21 protein-coding genes are annotated in these 23884 nt (G+C 59.8%); 5 read left to right on the top strand and 16 right to left on the bottom strand.

Translation table 11 applies throughout. The features are described from left to right. A partial coding sequence (locus KVT38_RS15645) for an aldehyde dehydrogenase family protein (RefSeq protein WP_217594666.1) occupies window positions 1-524 on the bottom strand: 524 nt, incomplete at its 3' end. Window positions 525-733: 209 nt separating this feature from the next. On the opposite strand from KVT38_RS15645, the gene KVT38_RS15640 reads away from it, so the two are divergent. After that, window positions 734-1189: a Dps family protein gene (locus KVT38_RS15640; protein WP_217594652.1), complete on the top strand. Its 456-nt coding sequence runs from the start codon at window positions 734-736 to the stop codon at window positions 1187-1189. Window positions 1190-1609: 420 nt separating this feature from the next. Beyond that, the gene (locus KVT38_RS15635; RefSeq protein WP_217594651.1) at window positions 1610-3100 is read left to right on the top strand and encodes a hypothetical protein; all 1491 of its coding nucleotides are present in this window, start codon (window positions 1610-1612) and stop codon (window positions 3098-3100) included. Between the two features lie 79 nt (window positions 3101-3179). On the opposite strand, the gene KVT38_RS15630 is transcribed toward KVT38_RS15635, so the two are convergent. From KVT38_RS15630 to KVT38_RS15620, 3 genes are all read right to left on the bottom strand, one after another. Then, complete coding sequence (locus KVT38_RS15630; RefSeq protein ID WP_217594650.1) at window positions 3180-5270, bottom strand: acyltransferase family protein; 2091 nt, start codon at window positions 5268-5270, stop codon at window positions 3180-3182. Between the two features lie 944 nt (window positions 5271-6214). Then, window positions 6215-7105, bottom strand: coding sequence for a radical SAM/SPASM domain-containing protein (locus KVT38_RS15625; protein WP_217594649.1), 891 nt, complete (start codon window positions 7103-7105; stop codon window positions 6215-6217). A gap of 29 nt (window positions 7106-7134) precedes the next feature. Next, complete coding sequence (locus KVT38_RS15620; protein ID WP_217594665.1) at window positions 7135-7728, bottom strand: TVP38/TMEM64 family protein; 594 nt, start codon at window positions 7726-7728, stop codon at window positions 7135-7137. Between the two features lie 304 nt (window positions 7729-8032). Between KVT38_RS15620 and KVT38_RS15615 the strand changes: the two genes are divergently transcribed. Continuing rightward, window positions 8033-8755 carry a PsbP-related protein gene (locus KVT38_RS15615; protein ID WP_217594648.1) on the top strand — a complete coding sequence of 241 codons (723 nt, stop codon included), beginning with the start codon at window positions 8033-8035 and terminating at the stop codon, window positions 8753-8755. A 74-nt stretch (window positions 8756-8829) separates the two neighbouring features. On the opposite strand, the gene KVT38_RS15610 is transcribed toward KVT38_RS15615, so the two are convergent. Next, the gene (locus tag KVT38_RS15610; RefSeq protein WP_217594647.1) at window positions 8830-9102 is read right to left on the bottom strand and encodes a YqkE family protein; all 273 of its coding nucleotides are present in this window, start codon (window positions 9100-9102) and stop codon (window positions 8830-8832) included. A 138-nt stretch (window positions 9103-9240) separates the two neighbouring features. Here KVT38_RS15610 and KVT38_RS15605 point away from each other — a divergent pair, with 138 nt between their 5' ends. Beyond that, entirely contained in the window at window positions 9241-9888 is a 648-nt protein-coding gene (locus tag KVT38_RS15605) for a metal-dependent hydrolase (RefSeq protein WP_217594646.1), read from the top strand. Window positions 9889-9910: 22 nt separating this feature from the next. Here KVT38_RS15605 and KVT38_RS15600 read toward each other — a convergent pair whose 3' ends face one another. The 3 genes from KVT38_RS15600 to KVT38_RS15590 are packed head-to-tail and all read right to left on the bottom strand — an operon-like array spanning window position 9911 to window position 13450. Next, complete coding sequence (locus KVT38_RS15600; protein WP_217594645.1) at window positions 9911-11875, bottom strand: LTA synthase family protein; 1965 nt, start codon at window positions 11873-11875, stop codon at window positions 9911-9913. Beyond that, window positions 11862-12911, bottom strand: a complete 1050-nt coding sequence (locus KVT38_RS15595) for a M42 family metallopeptidase (RefSeq protein WP_217594644.1) — start codon at window positions 12909-12911, stop codon at window positions 11862-11864. Before KVT38_RS15595 ends, KVT38_RS15600 begins: the two co-directional genes overlap by 14 nt. Further along, on the bottom strand, window positions 12908-13450 hold the full coding sequence (locus KVT38_RS15590; RefSeq protein WP_217594643.1) for a GNAT family N-acetyltransferase: 543 nt from the start codon (window positions 13448-13450) through the stop codon (window positions 12908-12910). The genes KVT38_RS15595 and KVT38_RS15590 overlap by 4 nt, the downstream gene beginning before the upstream one ends. 203 nt (window positions 13451-13653) lie before the next feature. Between KVT38_RS15590 and KVT38_RS15585 the strand changes: the two genes are divergently transcribed. Then, entirely contained in the window at window positions 13654-14670 is a 1017-nt protein-coding gene (locus KVT38_RS15585; RefSeq protein WP_217594664.1) for an LLM class flavin-dependent oxidoreductase, read from the top strand. A gap of 137 nt (window positions 14671-14807) precedes the next feature. Here the strand turns inward: KVT38_RS15585 and KVT38_RS15580 are convergent, their stop codons facing one another. From KVT38_RS15580 to pyk, 8 genes are all read right to left on the bottom strand, one after another. Further along, a complete protein-coding gene (locus KVT38_RS15580; protein WP_217594642.1) occupies window positions 14808-15740 on the bottom strand; it encodes a manganese-dependent inorganic pyrophosphatase in 933 nt (310 codons plus the stop codon). An 84-nt stretch (window positions 15741-15824) separates the two neighbouring features. Next, window positions 15825-16499 (bottom strand): DUF421 domain-containing protein, encoded by a 675-nt coding sequence (locus KVT38_RS15575; RefSeq protein WP_217594641.1) that lies wholly within the window; start codon window positions 16497-16499, stop codon window positions 15825-15827. Window positions 16500-16652: 153 nt separating this feature from the next. After that, window positions 16653-18308 carry a family 10 glycosylhydrolase gene (locus tag KVT38_RS15570; RefSeq protein WP_217594663.1) on the bottom strand — a complete coding sequence of 552 codons (1656 nt, stop codon included), beginning with the start codon at window positions 18306-18308 and terminating at the stop codon, window positions 16653-16655. 172 nt (window positions 18309-18480) lie between these two features. Then, window positions 18481-19035 (bottom strand): TraR/DksA C4-type zinc finger protein, encoded by a 555-nt coding sequence (locus KVT38_RS15565; RefSeq protein ID WP_217594640.1) that lies wholly within the window; start codon window positions 19033-19035, stop codon window positions 18481-18483. Next, window positions 19032-19751: a type 1 glutamine amidotransferase domain-containing protein gene (locus tag KVT38_RS15560; protein ID WP_217594639.1), complete on the bottom strand. Its 720-nt coding sequence runs from the start codon at window positions 19749-19751 to the stop codon at window positions 19032-19034. The genes KVT38_RS15565 and KVT38_RS15560 overlap by 4 nt, the downstream gene beginning before the upstream one ends. A gap of 94 nt (window positions 19752-19845) precedes the next feature. Next, window positions 19846-20760, bottom strand: a complete 915-nt coding sequence (locus KVT38_RS15555; protein ID WP_254639254.1) for an aldo/keto reductase — start codon at window positions 20758-20760, stop codon at window positions 19846-19848. A gap of 57 nt (window positions 20761-20817) precedes the next feature. Next, on the bottom strand, window positions 20818-22284 hold the full coding sequence (gene aspA / locus KVT38_RS15550) for an aspartate ammonia-lyase (RefSeq protein ID WP_217594638.1): 1467 nt from the start codon (window positions 22282-22284) through the stop codon (window positions 20818-20820). Window positions 22285-22452: 168 nt separating this feature from the next. Then, window positions 22453-23868, bottom strand: a complete 1416-nt coding sequence (gene pyk / locus KVT38_RS15545) for a pyruvate kinase (RefSeq protein ID WP_217594637.1) — start codon at window positions 23866-23868, stop codon at window positions 22453-22455. Between the last annotated feature and the right edge of the window lie 16 nt (window positions 23869-23884).

The raw sequence follows: 23884 nt of genomic DNA, 5'->3' as shown, positions 1-23884 counted from the left end.
GGCTTGAGCACGACCGCCTTGCCCGCGGCCAGCGCGGGACCGACCTTGTGCGCGCCCAGGTCCATCGGAAAATTAAACGGCGTAATGGCGCCGGCGACGCCGATCGGCTCGCGCTTCGTGTAGGCGACGCGTCCCTCGCCGCCCGGCGCGGCATCCATCGGAACGGTCTCGCCATGGAGCCGCTTGGCTTCCTCGGCCGCGAACTTGTAGGTGGCAGCCGTGCGGTCGATTTCCGCATAGGCGGCCTTGAGCGGCTTCGCAGCCTCGCGGGCAACGATGCGTGCGGCTTCCTCCCTGCGCTCCGTCAGCAGATCCGACAGCCGCTCCAAAATCGCCGATCGGCGATACCCCGGCATCGCCCGCATCTCCTTCGCGGCCTCCGCCGCGGAAGCGATCGCCAGGTCCACGTCCTCCGGAGCCGCATCGGCAATCTCGGCCAGCTCCGCTCCGTCGTAAGGAGCCGTTAATTTGACGTACGACTTCGTCTCGTACTCGGCGCCGCCGATCCATAGATGCTTGCGCACGCTCATTTTGCATCGCTCCTTCATAAAAAGGATGTTAAACAACCATACTTCCAAGAATAGCACTTGCCGCGATGCGGTTCAAAAGCAAATAAAGGCGTGTTTGACGCAAGCTGATCTTCATGCGATCTTCATGTTTTCGCCGTATGTTTATGCTATGATGAATTCAGAATTTAGATTAAGTCTAAATATAAATTTTGGAGGGATTCGAAATGACCGCAACCAAACAAACCGAACGTCTGAGCGTCGTCCTGAATCGTCAAGTCGCCAACTGGACCGTGCTGTACACGAAGCTGCACCATTTCCACTGGTATGTGAAAGGCAGCGAATTTTTTACGCTTCACGCGAAATTCGAGGAACTGTACGAGGAAGCGGCAGCGCGTATGGACGAGGTCGCCGAGCGTCTGCTCGCCATCGACGGCCGGCCCGTCTCGACGCTGAAGGAGAGCCTGTCGCTTGCGACCGTGGAAGAAGCGGCAGGCGGCGAATCTGCGGCGCAAATGGTCGGCAGCGTGATCGCCGATTACGCCAAGCTCGTCGATGAGCTCGCCGCCGGCATCGAGTCGGCGCAAGCGGCCGGCGACGAAGCGACAGCCGACCTGTTCATCGGACAGACGGCCGACCTGCAGAAGACGATCTGGATGCTGAATGCGTTTCTCGGCAAATAAAACTTAAAAACGGGGCTGTCCAAAGTCCTCTGAAGTTAAAGCGAAGAGCTAGTAAGAAACCGTTCCTTTCGTAAATGGTTGCTCAACACTTCCATTTACCTAAGAACGGTTTCTTTTTGTTTTCGAAAATAAAAAGCTGAGCCGTCTCTCGGGCATTATTTGGCGCAAACAAATAAGTGATCTATTAAACAATCACAACTAAAAACTGAAATTGCCGCAAATTAAAAATATAAATCAGTTGTATTTTAACCATTTATTTGAATCAATCTTTGCTATATAATCAAATCCGGGGCTCGTTTGCGATAGCCAAATAACACATTTTTGCCCCAAATCAATTGTGAGGAGTGATGTTTTCAGCAAGCTGCATCCGGTCAGTCCGCACGGATTCACATCCTAAACGACAAGGGAGATGTTTCATTCATGCGTAAAAAACCGGCTCGGTTCGGCTTGATCCTCACGCTCTGGGCATCAATGCTGCTCGGCGCGCTCGCCCCTGCGGCAGCTGCCGCGGATCCCATCGTCCCGCTTCCTAAACTCGGCGTTTATTACGGCTGGCCCTCGCTCGTCAACGGGGCGGCCGGCAACCTGACGACCGCCGCGAACACCTTCAGCCAATTCGACGTCCTCGTATTCGGCGACGGCATCGAACATGCGACCCACGGCGACAACGCCAACACAAAGACGATCATGGCGACACTGAAGGCGAACGGCAAGAAGGTGTTCGGTTACGTCGACCTCGGCGTGAGCACGCAGAACCTGAGCATCGCGACGCTGCAGACGTACGTCGACGAATGGAAGAGCATGGGTGCCTACGGCATCTTCCTCGACGATTACGGCTTCGATTACGGTGTGACGCGCGCCAGGCAAAATACGATCCTGCAATACATTCACAGCGTCGGCCTCAAAGCGTTCATGAACGCCTGGAATATCGACGACGCTCTCGGCAATCTCGACGAGAACGGCGCGAGCAATCCGCCCAGCGTCGTCGCTGGCGACTATTATCTGGCAGAAAGCTGGCTCATCTCAGGCAACGCCTACCAATCCGTCTCTGCCTGGTCGGCGAAGGCGGACAAAGCGCTCGGCTATTACCGGAGCAAAGGCGTCATCACGGCCGCGCTCGCGACCAATGCGGCGGGCGGAGCCGCGGCAACGGACAACACGACCGATAAATTCAAAATGGCCTGGTGGGCGGCCGCGATGTACGGATTCCCGTTCCAATGGACGGATCTTTGGTACTCCGCCAGCAACAACTCCCTTTATTCGTACAATAACCTGAGTACGTCGTACGGCTCCTCGTTCCCCTCCGATCCCGTGCACGCCAGCGGATCGACGGTCAACACGCGAACGTCCAACACAGGGACCATCACGGTGTCCGGCAATGGATCGACGACGGGTACAGGCTCATATTCGGCGGGCGGCGGCACCGGTTATCCGACCGTCACAATCGATGGCAGCGCATCCGACTGGAGCGGTATCGGGGCGCTCGCGACCGGCTCGACCACCGTACAGACGCTGAAGGCGACGAATGACGGCACCGCCCTCAAGCTGCTAATCCAGGGTACAGCGCTCAATGTCAAAGGACAGTTTTTCATCAACGCGGACAACAACACCGCGACCGGCTACAGCGCTTCCGGCTGGGCCGCCAATGGGGCGGACTTCATGATCGAGAACAATACGGTCTATCAGAATACCGGCGCGGGGTGGACCTGGACCGCCGTACGCACGCTATCCACCTCCGGCACGGGCATTGAATTCAGCAAGAACGCGACGGTCGTCGAGTTGAAGGTACCGCTATGGACGTTCGGCATCGCGACGGGCTCGACCATTAGAGTCGGCTATATCAAGAACGACTCGACGACCGATCGCTTGCCTGCATCCGGCGGTACGCTTCCCGCTTATACGATCTATTAAGTTAAAAGACAGGGCTGTCTCCAAAGGGTCATCAAATGACCCCGGAGACAGCCCTGTTTGTTTTTTGATCATGATCCGGTCAATCCTTCGTCGCCAGCAAATCCGCGACCAGCTTCGCATAAGCCTGCGAGCCGGCTTTGCCCAGATGCACGCCATCCTTGCCGAAGTACTCGTCGCGGTCGGCGCTTGCGCCGTACCAGTCGCCGATCGAGACATTCGGATAGTCGGGCGCGACGTCGTTCAGCATGTCGTTGACCGTATCCTGCCATTTGCGCGGAACGCGGGTGTTCATCAAGATCACTTCGTCCGCGTCGGCAAGCGCGTCCAGCAGCTTCGTCAGCTGTTTTTTCGTGAACGAGCCGTTCGTGCCGAGCTCGACGACGACGCGGTCTCCCAGCTGGCCGTTGCGCTTTAAGGCTTCGATCTCCTCAGGCGCCTCCCGCATCTGCCGGCCGACCTCGCCGTCGACAACGATGCCCGGCAGCGCCGCCTCCAAATACGGCTTTACGTTCAGCATGACCGAATCGCCGATGACGGTGACGCCTTCTCCGCTGCGCGGCTCCGGCGCACTTGCGCTTCCCGAACCGTCCCCCGCGCCTTGCTGCGGCGCCGGAGAGCCGGACGACGTCGGTGTCGGCGTTGCCGTCGGCGTCGGTGTCGGCGAATGCACGGGCTTCGAGGAAGCATTGACGCCCGTGGAAGGCTTAGGCGTCGGCTTGGCCGTTGGATCGGAAGTCGGCTTGGCCGTCGCTTCGGAAGTCGGCGTCGGTGTCGGCTTGGCCGTGCCGATCGGATCTTTGACGGGAATGACTGCCGCGTCCCCTTGCCCGCCGGCGGACGTCGGACCGCCTGACGGGCCGTCGGCGTCCGTATAGGAGCCTGCGGCAACGCCGGTTCCGTCTTCTTGGGCGGCGGCCGTTGAACCGTGACCGAGCGGCTGCGCGCCGCCCGTGCAGGACACGCACAGCAAGATCAGTGCCGTGACGGACAAGCATGCCGCCGGACGGCTCGGAGCGGACGAACGATCGGTTCGCAGGCCGATTGCCAGATTTGCCGTAGCGGCGAGCAAGCCGTCCCGGACGGCGGACAGACCGCGTCGGCGAATCGGGTTTTCGACGTAGCGGTAGGACAGCTCAGCCAAGGCGACGCTGACCGCGAGCTGAAGCGCGATGCGCAGCGGCTCGGGGCCGCCCGTGTTCACTTGCATTTCAGAGAGTGCGATGACCGGATAATGCCATAAATAAATGCCGTAAGACCGCTTGCCGATCCAGCGCATCGGTCCGCAGCCCAGCCAGACGCCGAGTCGGCTGTCCGGATGAGCGAGCGCAGCGACGAGCGCCGCGGCGAGAAGCGAAAGCAAGACCAATCCGCCCCGGTACAGGAAAGAATCGTACTCGCTCGTGTACCGCATCATAAGCAAAATGCCGGCAAGTGCGGCGAATCCGGCGGCGTCGAGACCTACGCGATAGCGCCCCGGCAATCCCGCGGACAGCCTGCCGCTCGGCCAGACGAGCGCGAGCGCTGCGCCGATCAGCAGCCCGAACGCCCGCGTGTCGGTGCCGTAATAAATGCGGCTCGGATCGGCTCCGGGCACGTACAGCACGGCCATCAGAACGGCCGATGCGGCAGCGGCCGCGATAACGGCCAGCACCGTCTTGCCCCGGCGTCCGAGCAGCATGGCCGCAGCCGGCAGGAGCAGCGGCCACAGCAGGTAGAACTGCTCTTCGACCGCCAACGACCACAGATGCCCGAAAGGCGAAGGCGGCCCGAAGCTCTCGAAGTAGGACACGTGATGAAAAATTAAGTACCAATTGCTTGTATAGGTGACGGCCGACCACACGTCGCCTGCCAGCGACGGCAGCCGATCACGGTCGAATAACAGTAAATAAAACGATACGGCGGCCATGACGAGCAGCATGGCGGGCAGCAATCTGCGTGCACGGCGCAGCCAGAACCTTTTCAGATTCAGACGTCCCTCCCGATGAAGCTCGGAGGCGATCTGATCCGTAATGAGGTAACCGGACAGCACAAAAAACACGCCTACGCCCAATAGGCCTCCCGAGGCCCAGTCGAAGTCCAGATGATAGGCGATGACCGCGATGACCGCGATCGCTCTCAGACCGTCCAGACCCGGCATGTAGCGGGATGGTTCTGCTTTAGTTGTATGCATGCTTAGCGGACTCCTTTGGCAGCTCTTGACACTTGCTGGGAAAAACGGATTCGATCTTCTTAAGGACGATATTTGTCGTTCGTTAGCCCCGTTGTCGGGGATGATGCCGTTGCCGGTGCGAAAAGACCCGGGCGATGCCTGATCATGCGGCGTTCTAGCGGTCACTTGCGTGTCAAGGACTAGCGCTGCGTTCGGTCTAACATCCGACTATGCGACTGCTTCGGCATCCCTCCTCTTGTCCCGTGAATCGGACAAATTTCCAATGATTTTGACATTCAAACATTAGACGGCGCACCCCTGTCCAATGTTCAAGGAAAAAAGATATTTTTAATGATTTTCCTATACCAAAAAGAAACGGTCTCCAAAGTCGAGCCCGGAACAACTTTGTGCAGCGGGTAAGCACCCTCTCCAATACGATCCATATGAACATGATATGGCCTCGGACAGTTTTGGCTATCGGCGAGAGGGGCAATTTGTCTGCGAAAAGGGATGGCATGCGTGCGCAAGATGGCAATCTCAGGACGTCCGCAGCGATGGCACGAAAGAGCGCTGCGGCGGGGTAACTTACGGGATTCGAAAAAATGAAAAGAGGGACGCCCCTCGGTCATCAAGGATGACTGAAGGGCGTCCCTCTGGTGCGGCAATGGCCGCTCGGCGGTGCACGTGCGTTTGGGTAAGCACCATTTTGGGGCTTACAGTCACAGCAACGGCCGTGAATCGGCGCACTTGCGTTTCGCAAGCACAGATTTGGTGCTTACAGGCACAACTACGCCCGCGCGGTGGCGGGCTTGCGTTGCGAAAGCACCAGTTTGGTGCTTACAGGCACGGCACTGGCCATGCAGCGGCGCACTTGAGTATCGCAAACACCATTTTGATGCTTACAGGCACAGCAACGCCCGCGCGACAGCGCGTTCCGCCAGCCTCTGCCTTCCATTCGTACATGTCTATGCACGGCTCCCGAGGCCGAATCGCTGCCGGTAGCCGCATTTTCTGCACAGCTCCTCGACCACTTCGCGACGGGAAAAACCGTCGTACATGCGCTTCGCCCGCTCGCCCTCGATAATGTCGGCGAACGGCCGCTCGTGAATATTGCCGAGATTAATGACGCCTTCGCCGTCCAGACAGCAGGGGATGACCGTGCCGTCGGACAGTACGCCCGCCTGATTACGCAGTCCGTGGCAGAAGCCTCTGCCCTCGTCCTCCGGCTCGGCGAGATCCGGCCATTTGAACTCATGGTCCTGGTTCAAATAGATGCGCTCGGCAAGCTTCAAGCCTTTGCCGCGTTCCCAGCTTTCCTCAATCGGACGTTCGAGTCCGAATTCGCGTTCGAGCAGCGTTAAAATGTCGCGGTTGCGGCCTATAGCGGCGTTTTCGGCGTTGTCCTGCTCCAGATTCCACAGCCGCAGCGAGATCGTGACGCCGCTCGACCGCACGGCCTCCTTCGCGAATGCGACGATGCCGAGCACGTAATTTTCCTTATTCGGCGCTTCCATATGCGGTCCTTCGCTATGCAGCGAAAAGTTGATCTGTCTGAGCGCCGGCTTGCCGAGCAGCTTCGGTCCCGCCTTGTGCAGCAGCGTGCCGTTGGTCGTCAGGTTCACCTTGAACCCTTTGTCGTGACTCAAATCCATGAGCTGATCAAGCTTCGGATGAAGCATCGGCTCGCCCTTGACGTGCAGGTATATATGATCCGTAAACGGCTTGACCTGATCGAGCGTGAGCGCGAAGTCTTCGATCTTGATGAACTTCGCCTTCCGTTCGGTCGGCGGGCAGAACGAGCAAGCCAGGTTGCATACGCTCGTAATTTCGATATAAAACTTTTTGAATCTTTTCAAACGAATGTCGCTCCTTCCGGCGTCCGGCGTCAGACGCCTCTAGCCCTTCTGCGCTCCCGCAGCAGCTGCGCCGCGAAAATGCCGGTCAGCGCCACGCAAAACAGTAAATAGGATCCGATCAGCAATCCGATATCGGTCTCGGGGAATAAAATCGACGAGCTGACGATGCCGAACAGCCAGATATGGGACATGACGCCGACAAGCGACGATACCATGTACGACCGATGCGAAATTTTGGACAATGACGCCATAAAAGAAATGACGTTGTTCGGCATGATCGGCAGCGTGCGCAGGAAAATGATCGACCAGACGCCGTATTTCATGAAGTAGCCCTGCCACTTTTCGTAGCGTCCGGCCTTCGCCTTCATCTTGCGGTCGAACCAGTCCGCGAACAAGTACTTGCACGCGTAATAGACGACCAGCGACGCGACGATGCCGACGAGCCAGCTCGTGATCAGACCGTTGACCAGGCCCAGCGCAGAGATCTGCAAAAAGATCAGCGTGGAAAAAGGAAAAATGCCGAAAAAACCTTGTATGATCGCCAGAGGCACGGTGAGGAGCAGCACATAGAATCCTTGGAGATTGGTCGTCTCCAGCAGCCAGTCTATGGCATTGTTGATCATATCGCTCAAGCTCCGTCCCCCTTTATCTCTCTTTATCCTTGTCTGCCATGTCCGTTTGCCGCACGCAGGCTCTTCTTGTACCTTACCATGATGGCGGCCATCCAAGCAAAAGGATTATACGCGGGACAGGGCCGATCAATGCCTCAAAGACATCGTTTTCATCGCCGAGCGGACGCTTTTGCCCTAAAAATTCCCTAAAATTTTCGTTTTTGCGTTTTCGATTCGGCGCTGCGGTGTACATTCAACAAAGTACCACATTTATCTGATTTGAACATCCGACAGAAAAAAGGGAGAGAGAGAAGTCATGAAAATCAAGGCAAATCAAACGAATTCCATCATCAAATGGACGGCCCCGCTCGGTCTGGCGCTGATGCTGGCCGCATGCGGAAACAGCGGAAACAACAATGAACCGGCAGCGACGGAAAGCCCGGCGGCGACGGCGACCGCAACCGTGTCAGCCAGTCCAAGCGCCAGCGCAGACGCAAGCCCGAGCGCGAATGCCAGTCCGAGCGCCAGCGAAAATGCCGGCTCCGCGTCGGAGGCCGCCGCTCCTTCCGCTGGAGCGCTTAAATCGGGCTTCCAGCTGTACGAGGACGCCGACGACGGCTACAGCATTCAATATCCGAAGGATTGGACCGTGCAGACCGACATTACGGGCGTAAGCGCCGCATTTTTGTCGCCGTCCGAAGGCGATTCGGATGCCTTTAAAGAAAACGTGACGCTGGTCGTCCAGGAGTTGGGCGGCGCCACTACAGGCTCGATCGATCAATATGCGGCCGAGACGCAAAAGGCACTTGAAAAAATGATCACGGACTTCAAGCTCGTCAGCTCCGAAAAGTCCGACGAGGACAACGCCTTCTTCCTCGAATATACCGGCAAGCAAGGCCAATACGATCTGCATTGGCAGCAGGCGGCGATCATCGAAAAAGACAAGGCTTATATCGTCACCTACACGGCCGAGCCCGGCAACGTGGAAAAATATCAAGATACGGTCGGCGAAATGATCGATACGCTATCTTACAAATAACGTCCGAACGAATGCCAAGGGACCGAAGGCCGCTTACAAAGCGGCCCCGGTCCCTTTTTCGTCGAGCCTTCCTGCTACTTGAACGATTTCCAATCGAGACGGCTGTTGTCCAGCAAATGCCCGAAGTCGCTCGCGAGCCGCTTCTCCTCCGCCCGCTTGGCCTCCTCTTCGGCCGCCCGCTTCTCCTCCGCCTTCTTCCGGTCTTCTTCCTTGATCGAATCCGCGCGCGCCTTCAGCTTTTGCAGCGTCTCCGCGCTCAGCAAATCCTTTAGCGTCGATCCCAACGCCGCTGGTTGTTCTTCCCGAGCTGCCGGCCTGCGCGGCGCGCCTGCTTTTTTCTTCGCCATCGCGATCACCTCTAGCATTCATTATAGCGCGGTTGTGGAAATTTCGTCCTGCAGGTATAATAGTCAAACAAATGTTCGCATGCCTGCATTTGCATTTGCATTTGCCATCGCCAAACCAGACTTACGGAGGTTCTCGTCATGAAAGGTTCTACCCATCTCGCCATCGGTCTAGTCATCGGCGCCGCCGCGGCCTGCTATTACCCGCCCGGTCCGATTCAATCCTCCGCCTACATAGCGGCAGCCGCCCTGTCCGCGCTCGCGCCCGACTTGGACGGGACGAACATGCTGAGCGCCAAGCTCGGCGGCCTCTCCAGAGCGATCCATCGCGGCGCACTCGGCGGCGGCGTAGTCGCTGCCGCTGTCGCGCTATATCTATATTCGACCGGCCAGGCCGTTCCGGCGGTGCTCGGCTGGATCGGCATTCCGCTCATGCTCGTGCTCATGTCGGTGTCCTCGGGCACGATCCGCAACGGCCTCGTCTCCCTCGTCGGCATCGGACTGGCCGTCGCCGGCTACCGAAGCGGCCAGACGTGGCTCATCGGCCTCGGCGCTTATACGGCATGGGCGCCTTGGCTGAAGCATCGCGGCATGACCCATACCGTCTGGGCGCTGGCCATCTGGTACTGGCTGGGCCGGGAGCTCGAAGCCGAGCGGAACATCCCTGGCATCGCCGTCGTCGCAGCGGCCGGCTACGCCTCCCACTTGGTCGCGGATACGCTGACCTCGCTCGGCGTCAAATGGCTGTATCCCCTCTACCGCAAGTCGATTAAGCTGCCTTTCTTTTGATGCCGCTTCAGAATATTGCCGCTTATCGCTTCGGGAGCAGGCGGACATAGCGGTCCGACAGCCCCATCAGCTTCATGATATAGTCGTAGTCTCCGCGATAAGGCGACAGGTCGTTGACCGGCTCCATCGTGTCGAGCGACACGGCCTTGCCGTCTTCGAAGCCCGTGCCCGGTACGTACAGCACATCGTCGTTAAAAAAGGAGCCCGTCGGCAAGTAATATCGGCTGCCGACCACGTTGCGGTCGATATTCAGCAGGTCATGACCGAAGGCGACGATGCCGGCGTCGCGCGGCTTCTTTCCGAGCAGGTTGGCGATCGTCGGCATCATGTCGAGCTGCCCGCCGACCTGGTCTACCCGCTTTCCGCTCGGCTGGCCAGGCGTATGCACGATGAACGGAATGTTCATGCGGGAGATGCGCGAGTCGTATTTGATGCCGAGCACGTCGCTTACCCATTTAGGATCGTTGTCGTCCGGCTGCAGGCCGTAATGGTCCCCGTATACGGCGAGCGTCGTACGTTCCCACAGCCCTTCCTTTTTAAGCCCCTCGATCAACTGGCCGATCGCATAATCCGTATAATTCGCCGCAATCAAATAATCGCCGAGCTGCGTGCCCTCCAGCGCGTCCGGCACCTGCAGCCTTTGGCGGTCCTTCGGCACCTTGAACGGGAAGTGGCTTGAAGCGGTCACGAATTGCGCGTAAAACGGCGTTCCCGCCGCGCTCGTCTTCGTCAACTCCTCCAGGCCGAACCGATATAGCTCTTCGTCGGACGCGCCGAATTCGTTAAAGCGGTCGTTCTCGTAATAGGGCTTGTCGAAATATTGATCGAAATGAAGCGCCGGATACAGCCGGTTGCGATCCCAGAACTTGACGTCGTTCACATGGAACGTAAAAGCCTTGTAGCCCTCCCGCTGCAATAGACGCGGCAGGCTAGGCAGCGCTCTGTCGCCGTAGCCCGTGGACATCGCGATCTTAGCGGTCGGATAGATCGATGTGTTGGCCATAAATTCGGCGTCAGACGTGTTGCCCTGCCCGATCTGCTGGTAGACGCGGGGAAAATAATACGATTCGTCCGCCAGCTTGTTCAGCACGGGCGTCACCTCAAGTCCCCCGACCTTCAGATGAAGCGGGAAGTTCTGGAACGCCTCGAGCTGGAGCACGATCAGATTGCTGCCGGAAGCTTCGCCGAAATGCGCCGGCATCGCGCCGGCGTTGGCACTATTGCGATAGGGGAACGACGCTTGCAGCGCATCGACCTCGCTTACGGTCTGCGCCAGATCGGCCGCCGACGCTTGCCGGGATTCGCGATTCGCCTTGATCGCGGCGATGACCTGGTAGCTCAAAAAGCCTTCGCGATCGGCGGCGGCCAGCTCGTTGTCGATGCCAAGCCCCTGTCGGACGTCGGTCGCGACGATGCCTGCACAGACGACGAGCGCGACCGCGGCCAACCATCTGCGATTGGCGGCGGAAGCGACCCGGATGGCCGGACGCCTCCGCCAGACGAAGCGCGCCGCCGCCCATACGGGCAAATCGGCGAAATACAAATAATAGAGCGGGTTCATCGTCGATTGAACGCTGGCCTGAACCTGCGGTACCTGGTTCAGCTCCAGCAGCGCCGTATACGTCGGCATCGAGCCGAAGTGAGCGAAATAAAGCGTTGCCGCCAGCAATAGGATCGACACGAGCGCGTCGAACAGCCAGCAGGCGACGAAGCGGCCCCGGCCGGGCAGGATCAAGGCCACAAGACTGGCCAGCGCCGCTACCGCGGCCGCGTCGGCGCCGACATGGCGCCAGGCGACTTCGCCGAACGTAAAGTAGCGGAGCAGCGCCATCTTGATCCAGAGCAAAGCGGTCAGGACGAGATAGACCGAAGGTAGTCTGCGCAAACGACCGATCGCCGGCCTTCCCCTCGACAAACCGACGGAAGCGCCGCCGCCCCCTTCCCGTTCGACGCCGCCGGCCTCATGGCTGCCGTTAATCCGCAACATACGCGATCAGCAGCGCGGCCGTTCCCAATATGGCGTCCGCATGCGTACGCTCCATGCCGTGCGAAGCGTGCACGCCGGGTCCGATGAGCGCGGCGCGCACATTGCTGCCGCCCCGAAGCGCGGCCGTGGCGTCCGAGCCGTAATGCGGATAGATGTCGACCGCATGCGGAATGCCCTCCCGCTTCGCGAGCTCCACCAGGCGCGTCGTCATGCCGTAGTCGTAAGGCCCCGACGAATCCTTGGCACAGATCGAGACGTCCCGCTCCGTCGCGGACAGATCGTCGCCGAGCGCGCCCATATCGACCGCGATCAGCTCCTCGATGTCGGCCGGAATCCAGGCGGCGCCGTGCCCGACCTCCTCGTACGTCGAGAAGACGAGCTTCAGCGTCTTGACCGGCGTCCGGCCCGTTCGCTTCAGCCATTCGAGCAGTCCGAACAATGCTGCGACGCTCGCCTTGTCGTCCAGATGGCGAGACTTGATCCAGCCGTTCGGATAGATCCGTGTCCGGGGATCCCAGGACACGAAGTCGCCGGGCGCGATGCCGAGGGCAAGCGCGTCGTCTTTGGCGCGGACGTACTCGTCCAGCCGAATCTCCATATTTTCTTCCTCGCGCTTCCATTCCCGGGCGTCCGAATAGACGTGGACCGACGGCTTCGTGGACAGCACCGTTCCTTCGTACTTACGTCCGTCGCGCGTATGCACGGTGCAGTATTCGCCTTCGACCGTCTGCATCGCATAGCCGCCGATCGGCGTGAACCGCAGCGTGCCGGCCGCCTTGACCGCGCGCACCATCGCGCCGAGCGTATCGACGTGGGCGGACAGGCCGATGGCCGCCCCGTCCTCGCGCCCCGGCACGGTGACGATCACGTTGCCTTTAGGCGTCGTCTCGCTGGCGTAGCCGAGTCTCGCGGCCTCCTCTTGCAGCATCGACGCGATTTCCATGCAATAGCCGCTCGGGCTCGGACAGCCGAGCAAGCGCGCCAGAAATGCCAGTATATAATCCCGGTCGAGCGACCGGTAGACGGATTCCGTCATCTGAACGACCTCCCGTGAAACTCGCTGATATGCTTGAACAACGCCTTGCCCTCCGGCGCCGGAAAGCGGTCCGGCTCGAAGTATCGGACCATCGCCCGGTAAGGCTCCGGCACCCAAATATATTGATGGACGTAAGCCGTGCGCGCGAACCCGCATTTTTCCCAAAACCGGATGCGGGCCGCGTTGTCCGGCGTGTCCTCCGCCTCTGCCTCGATCAACAGGCCGTCGAGCTTTTGCGTTCTGGCCCAATCGGCGATCAGAGACACAAAGACTGTGCCAACGCCGCGGCCCCGATCGCTCTCGCGAACCGCCAAATAATCGATCAGCAGCAGCTTCGGTCCCTTCAGGACGCCGCAAACGGCCATCGCCTTCATGACGCCGTCTTCCCTGCCCGCCGCCAGCAAGCTGAGCCGCTTTTCGAACATGCGGGCCAAGATCGCATCGGGTTTGCGGCCCTCGGCCGGGAACGCTTCATGGTACAGCGCGAGCGCCTCGCGCCAGCTCGATTCATCCGGCTTGTCCTGTAGCGTGAGCTCCATGGAAGCACCTCCCGCGCGTCCGTTTTTTTATTCCATAATATTAGTCCAGCGGATTTGAAAAGTCCAACGGCTGCGCATCGTCCGCGGCTCATTCTCGTCTTGCGCGCAAAGAGCGCTGGCGTTTTGCCGTTAAATGTGCGATTATAAATCACAGATAAAATACGCAAGCTGGAACGCACAAATCCGATCGCCGAGGTGAAGGCATTATGAAATTAAGCATTCTGGATCAATCGCAAATCGCCGAAGGGCGCACCGCGACCGACGCGCTCCGCGAGACGACCGAGCTGGCCAAAGAAGCGGACCGGCTCGGCTATCACCGCTATTGGGTTGCCGAGCATCACGCCTCCCACGCGCTCGCGTCTTCGAGCCCCGAGGTGCTGATCGCCCATCTGGCCGCCAATACGCAGCGCATCAAGGTCGGCTCCGGCGGCGTCATGCTGTCCCACTACAGCGCCTACAAGGTTGCCGAGAACTTCCGGGTGCTCGAGGCGCTTCATCCGGGACGCATCGACGTCGGCCTCGGGCGCGCGCCGGGCGGCATGCCGATCTCGACCCGCGCGCTGCAGGAAGGCAAAGTCTCGCACATTGACAACTATCCGCAGCAGGTCGCCGATCTGATCGGCTATCTGAACGATGCGCTGCCCGAAAAGCACAGGTTCAAAGGACTGACGGCTTCGCCCTCCATTCCGACGGCGCCCGAGCTTTGGCTGCTAGGATCGAGCTTCGGCAGTGCCGCCATCGCCGCGGAGATCGGGGCCGCTTACGGTTATGCCCAATTTTTCGGCGTCCCCGACAGCGAAGTGTCGGTGCAGCACTACAAGGACCGCTTCAAGCCGTCCGCGCTGAACGAAGCGCCGAAGCTGCTCGCCGCCGTATACGTCGTCTGCGCGGATACCGAGGAGGAGGCGCGCCGCCTGGCCTCGAGCACCGAGCTGTTTTTCTTGTCGCTGGAGAGCGGACGCCTGCTTGACCGCTTCCCGAGCGTCGAGACCGCCGAGGCGTACCCTTATACCGATTACGACCGCATGCGAATCGCGTCCGGCGCCCACCGCCGGATCGTCGGCACGCCGGCGTCCGTCAAGCGGCAGCTCGAGGAGATGTCCGAGCGCCTCGGCATCGACGAGATGATGATCGTCACCGTGACGCATAGCTTCGAGGCGCGGCTGCGCTCGTACCGCCTTATCGCCGAAGCTTTCGGCCTAGAGCAAGCCGGCGTCTGAGCGAACCCGCATACCAGCGAACCCGCGCACCGACGCTTCCGCCTTCCGCTGCGAACGACCGAATAACGACGCAAAGAAGCCGCCTCGCGAGGCGGCTTCTTCTGCGGGTGCGCGATCAACGATCCGCGCCGATCCGATTATTGCTTGTTAAACGTGTCCGTAAGCACCGGCACGATCTGCGACTTGCGGGACACGACGCCCTTGAGGGTCGCCTTGTTGCCGTCCAGCTTGACGCCGTAAGCTTGCTCGACGATCGCGGCGGACTTGCCCAGGGCGACGCCGACCGAATCGTTGTTCAGGATGTCGGTCACGACGAACAGGAACAGGTCGAGTCCCTTCGCCGCGATGATGCCGTTCAGCTTGTCTTCGAGCTCGCCTTGACGGGACAGCACGTCGTTCACGTCGACGGCGTTCACTTGCGCGATCTCGACCTTGGCGGAGCCCATCGAAAACTCCTTCGCGTCAAGCGCGACGAGCTCGTCGATCGACTTGTCGAGCAGGTTCGCGCCTGCCTTCAGCATGTCTAGGCCGTACGCATCGGCGTCGACGCCGGCGATCTCGGCCAGCTCGCGAGCGGCGTCGATGTCTTCCTGCGTGCAGGTCGGCGACTTGAACAGCAAGGAATCGGAGATGATGGCAGAGAGCATCAGGCCCGCGACGTTCTTCTCGATCTCGACGCCGTTTTCCTTGTACAGCTTCTTAAGGATCGTAGCTGTGCAGCCGACCGGCTCGGCGCGGTAATACAGCGGCGCGCTCGTCTCGAAGTTGGCGATCCGGTGGTGGTCGATCACTTCGATCACCTGCACCTGATCGATATCTGCGGCGCTTTGCTGGCGCTCGTTGTGGTCGACGAGAATGACTTGCTTCGCCTCGGAGGCGACCGTCTCGACGAGACGCGGAGCGGCCGCGCCGAACTTGTCGAGCGCGAACTGCGTCTCGGCGCTTACGTTGCCGAGGCGAACGGCTTCGGCTTCGACGCCGAGCTTGTTCTTAAGCGCCGCGTAAGCGATCGCGGAGCAGATCGTATCCGTATCGGGGTTTTTGTGACCGAAGATCAATACTTTTCCCATCTTCATACTCCTCTTTAATAGAATTGGCTTCAAAATTATAACGCACAAGAAGCGGGCCAGGCAAGTCGCCCCTTCCGTATTTTGTCAGTCCTTGCGCTGGACGTACAGATCTTCGCCTTCGCTCCATTCGGCGTACAGCACACTCCTGATGTCCTCGATGCCCCGCCGCTCAAGCTCGCGGACGAGCCATCCGCCGTCCCTTCCGATCTCCCGCAGGCTGGCCGCATCGATTCGCCCGTTGACGACGAGCGCCACCGGAAGCACGACCTCCGCGGTCGGCGGCTTCAGATCCTCGCGCTCCCCCTCCTCTATATCGGATTTGAGCATGACGCTCAGGCTGCCGTTCGTCTCCAGCACCGCGTACTCCACCTGGCTGATCGCAAACACCCCGCTCTGCCTGAGCATCGCATGAAGCTGCTCGAAGTCCAGATTGTTGCGCCTCATCGCGCGATACAAAATTTTGCGATTATGTATAATCAGCTCGGGCTTGCCGCTCGCGAGACGGCCGAGGCGCGGGAACAGGATGCTGAGCTTCTCGAGGCCGATTGACAAACATGTCCAGAGCGCCAGCGCGTACAGCAAGTGAACCAGCTTCACGTCCTTGTCGTAGATCGTATTGCCGACCAGCTCGCTCAGCATAAGCGACGACACGAAGTCGAACGCGGTCAACTGGGAGATTTCCTTTTTCCCGAGCAGCCGCGTCATGACCCAGAGACCGAAGATCGCGATGACCAGCTTAAACGTTATCATCTCAATCATGGACAACCTCTCCTCTCCGGCCGATTCCGGCGAATGCCTCTCATTACCCGCAACGTTCGGGCGCTTAACATGCCAAAATCCCCCGATCGCCGGCGTCGGGGGATTCGCATCGTTTATTTAGGATGTGTGCGCTGCGTTAAGCGTTATAAGTCCTTAGTTTTGACCGTAGTAATTTTGGAGCGCCTGCGCGATGCCCAGCGTGTTTTTGAGGAGCGACGATGCGCTGTAATAAATATCGCCCTGCACCATCGGGCGCGCGGCATTGTATTTAAGCTGGTTAACGATCTCGCCTGACGTCTGCCAGCCGGCTTCCGTAGTGCCCAGCTTATAGGTCGCATGGCCGATGTACAGCTCCACGTTCGTGTCCGCCACTTCGCCGGACCACCAGTCGACCAGCTTGTCGTAACGCGCAGCGGCATTCGACATGCTCCAGTAAATTTGCGGTGCGACATAATCGATCCAGCCCTGCCTGATCCACGTCCGCACGTCGGCGAACATGCTGTCGTACGCGGTCACGCCCGCCTTCGTATCGGAGCCGGTCGGATCGACAGCCTTATTCCGCCATACGCCGAACGGGCTGATCCCGAAAGATACGTTCGGCTTGGCCGCGTGAATCGAGACGCCGAGGTCTCGCACGAACGCATTGATATTGTCGCGCCGCCAATCGGTCTTGAGAAGAATGCCCGAAGGATTGTGCAGCGCGAACGTCGCGTCGTCGCTGAACACGCCGCTCGAAGGATAGAAATAATCGTCCAGGTGCACGCCGTCGATATCGTAGCCGTTCACGACTTCCATGATCGTATCGATGATGTGCTGCCGCGCCTCCGGAATGCCCGGATTGATATACGAAGTCGTGCCCGTCGTCACGATCCATTCGGGATGCTGCACCGACACATGATTGCTGGCGAGCGAAGCAGTCTTCGTGTCCGTATTGGCGCGGAACGGGTTAAACCACGCATGGAACTGCATGCCGCGCCGGTGCGTCTCCTCGATCAGGTACGCCAGCGGGTCATAACCGGGATCGCGTCCCTGCGTGCCCGTGAGCACCTTGGACCAAGGCACGAGCGTCGATCGGTACAAGGCGTCCGATGCCGGACGCACTTGCAGGAATACGGCGTTCAGGCCCATTCGCTGAAACTGGTCGAGCATTGCCGAGAACTCCTGCTTTTGCTTGTTCATATTGCCGGAGGCGGCGGCAGACGGCCAGTCCAGGTTGAAGACGGTCGATATCCACGCACCGCGCAAGCCCTGTGGCTTCGAGCCGCCATTGCCGGGATCGCTGCCCGGAGTGGAGCCTGGCTCCGTGCCCGGATCTGAGCCCGGATTGGAGCCCGGGTCGCCTCCTGGATCGCCTCCACCGGTTTGGCCGTCATTGCCGCCGTTTATCGTGCGCATGACGACGGAACGGGCCGCCGGGTCCCAGACGACGTCAAGACCGAGATTTTCCCCGATAAAGCGAAGCGGCACCATGATTCGGCCCGCCTTATTTTGCACGGACGCGTCAAGCGGCACCGGACTCCCGTTCACGGTCGCCGTCTTTTTGCCGGTCGTTAGTATAATCGTCTCCCCATCCTTGGCGATCGCGGCCGTCTGCGTCTTCTGCGTCCAAACGATCGAAGCGCCCAAGCCTTCGCTTACGGTGCGGATCGGCACCATCGTCGCGCCCAGTTTGGGATCGATGTAGGGCGGCACGTCGGCGGGCAGCTTCACGCCGTCCAAATAGACCGTGATGTCGGCGAGCTTCGCGGCGACGGCCTGCGGCGCGCTCGGCAAGCTCAGCAGCAGCGCGAACAACAGCGGCAGCGCCATTTTCAAAATCCGTTTCAATCGTATAGCCTCCAAGCTCCCGTAGTATGATCGATAGTGACTATCGACTCTATGGGTATAGACGACAATGACCGCCAATTGTTGCTAAAATAAAAAACACGGCGCGATGAGAATGCTCTCATCCGCCGTGCTCGCAGATTTCATTGCCAGGGGATTAGCGTTCCTGGTTCGTATCGACGCCGGTCGTCTGCGTATCCGAAGCGTTGCCGTATTCCTCCAGCGTCTTCCAGGCGTCGGCATCGTCGAAGCGTCCGGCCTGCCGCTGGCGATGTTCGCCCGCGCCGGACGGCGGCCGCGTCATGACGTCTTCCTCTACCGGCCGATAGTCTCCCCGCGCATTGTCTTCGGTCGGGACATGGTCGATGCTGTATCTGGCGGCAGGCATCGCCTCCAGCCGATCGTATCCGATCGGTTCCCCGCTCGCTTCGCACAGTCCGTACGTGCCGTCCTCAAGCTTGGCCAAGGCGCGCTCGACGTCTTCCCTGCGTTCGAAGTACCGCTGGTCGATCGCGGCGTCCCTTTCCCGCTCGAACGTCTCGGTCCCGAGGTCCGCCGGGTGATTGTCGTAGGACGACAGCTCGCCCGTATCGTCGGTGATCGATGTCGTCCCGTCGTCGGCTTCCATCGCGAAGTGACGGTCAATCTCCGACTTCTCCGCCAGCAGCAGCTCCGTCAGCTTGGCGAGCTGCTTTTCGTTTAACCCGTTCATCGCGCCACACCTCCCGGCACGCGACCTTGACGATGCTCAAGCGGCTTATCGGCGGCGATCAGCTCGGCGACCGCCCGCGCCGCCGCACGGGAGGATGCGGGATTTTGGCCCGTTACGAGGCCTCCGTCGACCTCGACATGCTCGGCGAAGTCGGGACCGGCGACAAACTTTGCCTCAAGCTCCCGAAGCCTCGTTTCCAGCAAGAACGGAAGCCGGCCCTGAAGCGGGGTTCCGGCTTCCTCCGCATTGGTGAAGCCGGTCAGCCGTTTGTTCTCCACGAGCCGATTGCTCGTATCCAGCTTCGCGCCGACGAGACCGGCGACGCCGTGGCAGACGGCGCCGATCGGCTTGCCCGCCGTGACGAAGTCCGTCAGCAGATTCTGAAGATGAACGTCGTGCGGCAGATCGAACATCGCACCGTGGCCGCCGGCAAGAAAGATCGCCTCGTAATCCTGCGTTTTAGCCTTGCTTAGCGGCATCGTGTCCGACAGCCATTTTTTATATGAATGCTCCGCTCCTTCGCCGGCTTCCTTCATGCTCGCCGGATCGACGAGGGCTTCGCCTCCTTTGGGACTCGCGATCGTCACTTCATAGCCTCTCGCGGCGAACTCCTCGATCGGCTCCGCGACCTCCGACCACCATACGCCGGCGAGCGGCCCGCCGTCCAGCTGTTTGCCGTTCGTCACGACGATCAGCACGCGATTCGTTTGATTCATATCTAATCACTCCCAGGTGGCAGAATGGATAGCTATGCTCCCTTCTTACCCGCTGAGTGAGGTGTGTAATCCTGTACGCGACGACGGAGGAGAATTAAGCTTCCGCCACGACGGAGCCTGCCGCCGACAGCCTGCGCTTCGCTTCTTCGTAAACGTCCGGCGCCAGCTTCCCTTTTTGTGCCTGGGCGACGTTTTCGCGAAGATGCGCAGGATTTTTCGTGCCGACGATGATCGTCGAAACGTCCGGATGGCTAAGCGTGAAGCGCAGCATAAAGCCGGTTCGGCTCTCCCCAACGTCAAGCAGCTCGTCCATGCTCGCCCGCTCCCAGTACGCCCATTGGTCCTGCTGGCCAAGCCCTGCGCCGGGCTCGCCTCTGCCGACGCCGCCGCGGACGATGACGCCCGCGCCTTGAGCTGCCGCCTTGGATATGAGCGACTCGTGCGCGCGCTCAAGTGCCGAATACGGCATTTGGAACGTATCGAATTCACCTGCCCGGATAAAATGCTCAGCGGCCGGCAAAAAGCTGGAGATGCCGATCCAGCGCACCTTGCCCGACAGTTGAATGTCCCGCAAAAACGAGACGAGCGACTCGCGCTCCGCATCCTCCGGCATCGGGCCGTGCAACTGCAGCAGGTCGACATAATCCGTCTTCAGCCGCCGCAGGCTCTTTTCGAAGCTCTCCGTTAAAAAACGCCTGTCCCAACGGTGCGGCGTGTCGATATGATCGCCGCGGTCGACGGTATCCCGGCCGCACTTTGTGGCAAGCAAGTATTCGTCCCGGCGATGGGCGAGATGATTGCCGATCAACGACTCCGCGATGCCGTAGGAGTAGGCGGTGTCGATAAAATTAATGCCTTGGTCAAGCACCTCGTTCAGCACGCGCCCCGCTTCCGCGTCGTCGATCGGACGGCCGCTCCATACGCGATCGCCGCGCAGCTCCATCGAACCGTATCCGATCGGCGTTACCTGCAGGCCGGTGCGGCCGAGCGTCCTCTTTTCGAATGGCAATTTGATCCCCTCCGAGCTTCCACCTTCATTATGCTTGTTTGTTTGCAACGGGTCAGACTACAAATCCCCGTTTTTGCCGAGCAGCCATTCTCCCGCAATGCCTGGCGAAGTCATCTGATAAGGATCGAGGATGACTTCGATCTCCTCAGGAGTCAGCAGCGCCCGCTCAAGAATGATGTCGCGGATCGGCTGCCCCGTCTTGAGCGCTTCCTTGACGAGCCCCGCGGCGACCTCGTAGCCCAGATGCGGATTGAGGGCGGTCACGATGCCGAAGCTGTCGCGCACGTAGGTCGCGCAACGTTCGAAATTCGCTTCCATGCCGTCCAGCGCGTATTGAATAAACACGTCGACGGCGTTGCGCAAAATGCGCAGCGATTGAAGCAGATTCAGCGCGATGACCGGTCCCATGACGTTAAGCTCGAACTGGCCCGCCTCCGATGCGAGGCAGATCGTATGATCGTTGCCGATCACCTGGAACGCCGTCTGGTTGACGACCTCCGCCATAACCGGATTGACCTTGCCGGGCATGATCGACGAGCCGGGCTGTCTCGGGGGCAGCGCCAGCTCGCCGAGGCCTGCGCGCGGTCCCGACGCCATGAGCCGGATATCGTTGCAAATTTTGGACAGGTTGACCGCACATACCTTGAGCGCCGCGGACAGCTCCGTATAGGCGTCCGTATTTTGCGTGGCGTCGACGAGATTGTCCGCGGACGCAAGGGCGATGCCGAGATCCTCGGCCATCAGCCGCACGACTTCCTTTATGTATTCGGGTTTGGCGTTAAGCCCCGTGCCGACGGCCGTCGCGCCCATGTTTACCGTCAACAGGTGCCCGGTCGCGCTGGCGATGCGCTTGACGTCGCGACCGAGAACGGCTGCGTAGGCGCCGAATTCCTGCCCGAGACGGATCGGCACGGCATCCTGAAGATGCGTTCGCCCCATCTTGATAATGCTGTCCCACTGCGACGCTTTGCGTTCGAACCCTTCCTGCAGCGATTGCAGCGTTTCCAGGAGCCGATGCGCCTGTTGGTACGCCGCGATCTTGATCGCCGTCGGGATCGCATCGTTGCTCGATTGGGACATGTTGACGTGATTGTTCGGGCTGCAGTGAAAATAGTCGCCCTTTTGTTTGCCCATCAGCTCGAGCAACCGGTTCGCGAGCACCTCGTTCATGTTCATATTAATGGAGGTGCCTGCTCCGCCCTGGATCGAGTCGACGATAAATTGGTCGGCCAATCCGCCGCCTATAATCTCGTCCGCCGCCTGCACGATCGCGTCCGCGATAGGCTGCGTCAGCATATGGGTTGACGCGTTCGCGCGCGCAGCCGCTTTTTTGACATGTGCCAACGCGACGATCAGCTCATGATGCACAAAAATGCCGGTGATCGGAAAATTTTCGACCGCGCGCATCGTTTGAATGCCGTAATACGCGTCGATCGGAACCTCTTTTTCTCCAAGAAAGTCGCGTTCGATCCGAAAGTCCAATTTGCTCCCCTCGCCCTCGCCGTATTGTGATGCTCGTGGCATTGCCTTTGGTGCCGATTGTAACATAAGCGTGCCTATTTCCATAATGAAGCAGACGTTCAGTGGGGCCAAAGGGTCCATTCGAAACAAAAAGCGGGATCCCGGCTGTTCGCCCGTCGGATCCCGCTTGGCACCGCTTAGGAACGGCGCTTTCTTATTCGTTTAATGCCGTTAAACAACCTGCTCGATCTTGATCAGATTGGTCGCGCCGGACTTGCCGATCGGCGTGCCCGCCGTGATGACGACGTGATCGCCCGAGGTGATAAGTCTGCTTGCACGGGCATGCCGAACGGCTGCCGCAATGACATCGTCCGTCGACTGCTCCTTCGTCCCTTTGACGGGGATGACGCCCCACAACAGACATAGACGCATCAACGCTTTGTCGTCGTAGGCGATCGCGACGATCGGCGCCTTCGGACGGTACTTGGACACCATTCGCGCGGTGAACCCGCTTTCCGTCGGCGTGAGGATTGCCTTCGCGTTCAGCTCGAGCGCCGAGCTGACGACCGCCTGGCTGATAACCTCGGTCGTCGCCTGCGGCTGGACCCTGGCGCGCTGCAAAAACTCTTCCTTGTAATCAAGCATCGATTCGGCCTTGAGTGCGATGTTAGACATCGTGGCGACCGACTCGACCGGATACTTGCCGGCCGCCGATTCCCCGGACAGCATGACCGAGTCGGCGCCCTGGATGACTGCGTTGGCGACGTCGCTCACCTCGGCGCGCGTCGGACGCGGATTGACCTGCATCGAATCGAGCATATGCGTCGCGACGATGACCGGCTTGCCCGCGCGGTTGCACTTTTCGATCATCTGGCGCTGGATCATCGGCACCTCTTCGACGGGAATCTCGACCCCAAGATCGCCGCGGGCGACCATGATGCCGTCCGACACTTCGATGATGGCATCCAGGTTTTCGACGCCTTCCTCGTTCTCAATTTTCGAGATGATCTGGATGTGCGTCGCGCCCAGTTCTTCGAGTAAGCCGCGAATTTGCAGGATATCTTCGGCGCGGCGCACGAACGAAGGCGCGATGATGTCGACGTTTTCGCCGACGCCATATTTGATGTGCATAATATCGCGCTCGGTCACGCCCGGCAGCGTCGTCTTGATGCCAGGCAGGTTGACGCCTTTGTTGGACTTGATGACCCCACCGTTCACGACGCGCGTGATTACTTCGGTGTCCGTCACATCGGTCACGGTCAGCTCGATGAGACCGTCGTCGATCAGAATCCGGTTGCCCGGCTTCACGACGAGCGGCAGCTCGTTATAGTTGACCGATATGCGCTTCAAATCGCCGACGATGATCTCGGTCGTTAACGCAAGCGTATCGCCGGCCTTCAGCTCGCCGGGCTCGGCCAGCTTGCCGATGCGCACTTCAGGTCCTTTGATATCCATCAGCACGGGCACGAGCGCGTTCATCTCGGCCGCCGCTTCGCGAATGCGCGCGATTCGGCCGCTGTGGTCGGCGAGCTCGCCGTGGGCCATGTTAAGACGCGCGACGTTCATGCCGGCTCCGATCATCCGTTTCAGCGTCTCCGTAGAGTCGCAGGACGGGCCCATCGTACATACGATTTTCGTTTTTCTCAAATTGCTCTTCCTCTCT

The organism is Cohnella sp. GbtcB17 (genome assembly GCF_019091135.1).
GTDB lineage: Bacteria > Bacillota > Bacilli > Paenibacillales > Paenibacillaceae > Cohnella.
Note: the sequence above shows the minus strand (reverse complement) of the source record. Positions and strands in the feature narration are given on the sequence as shown.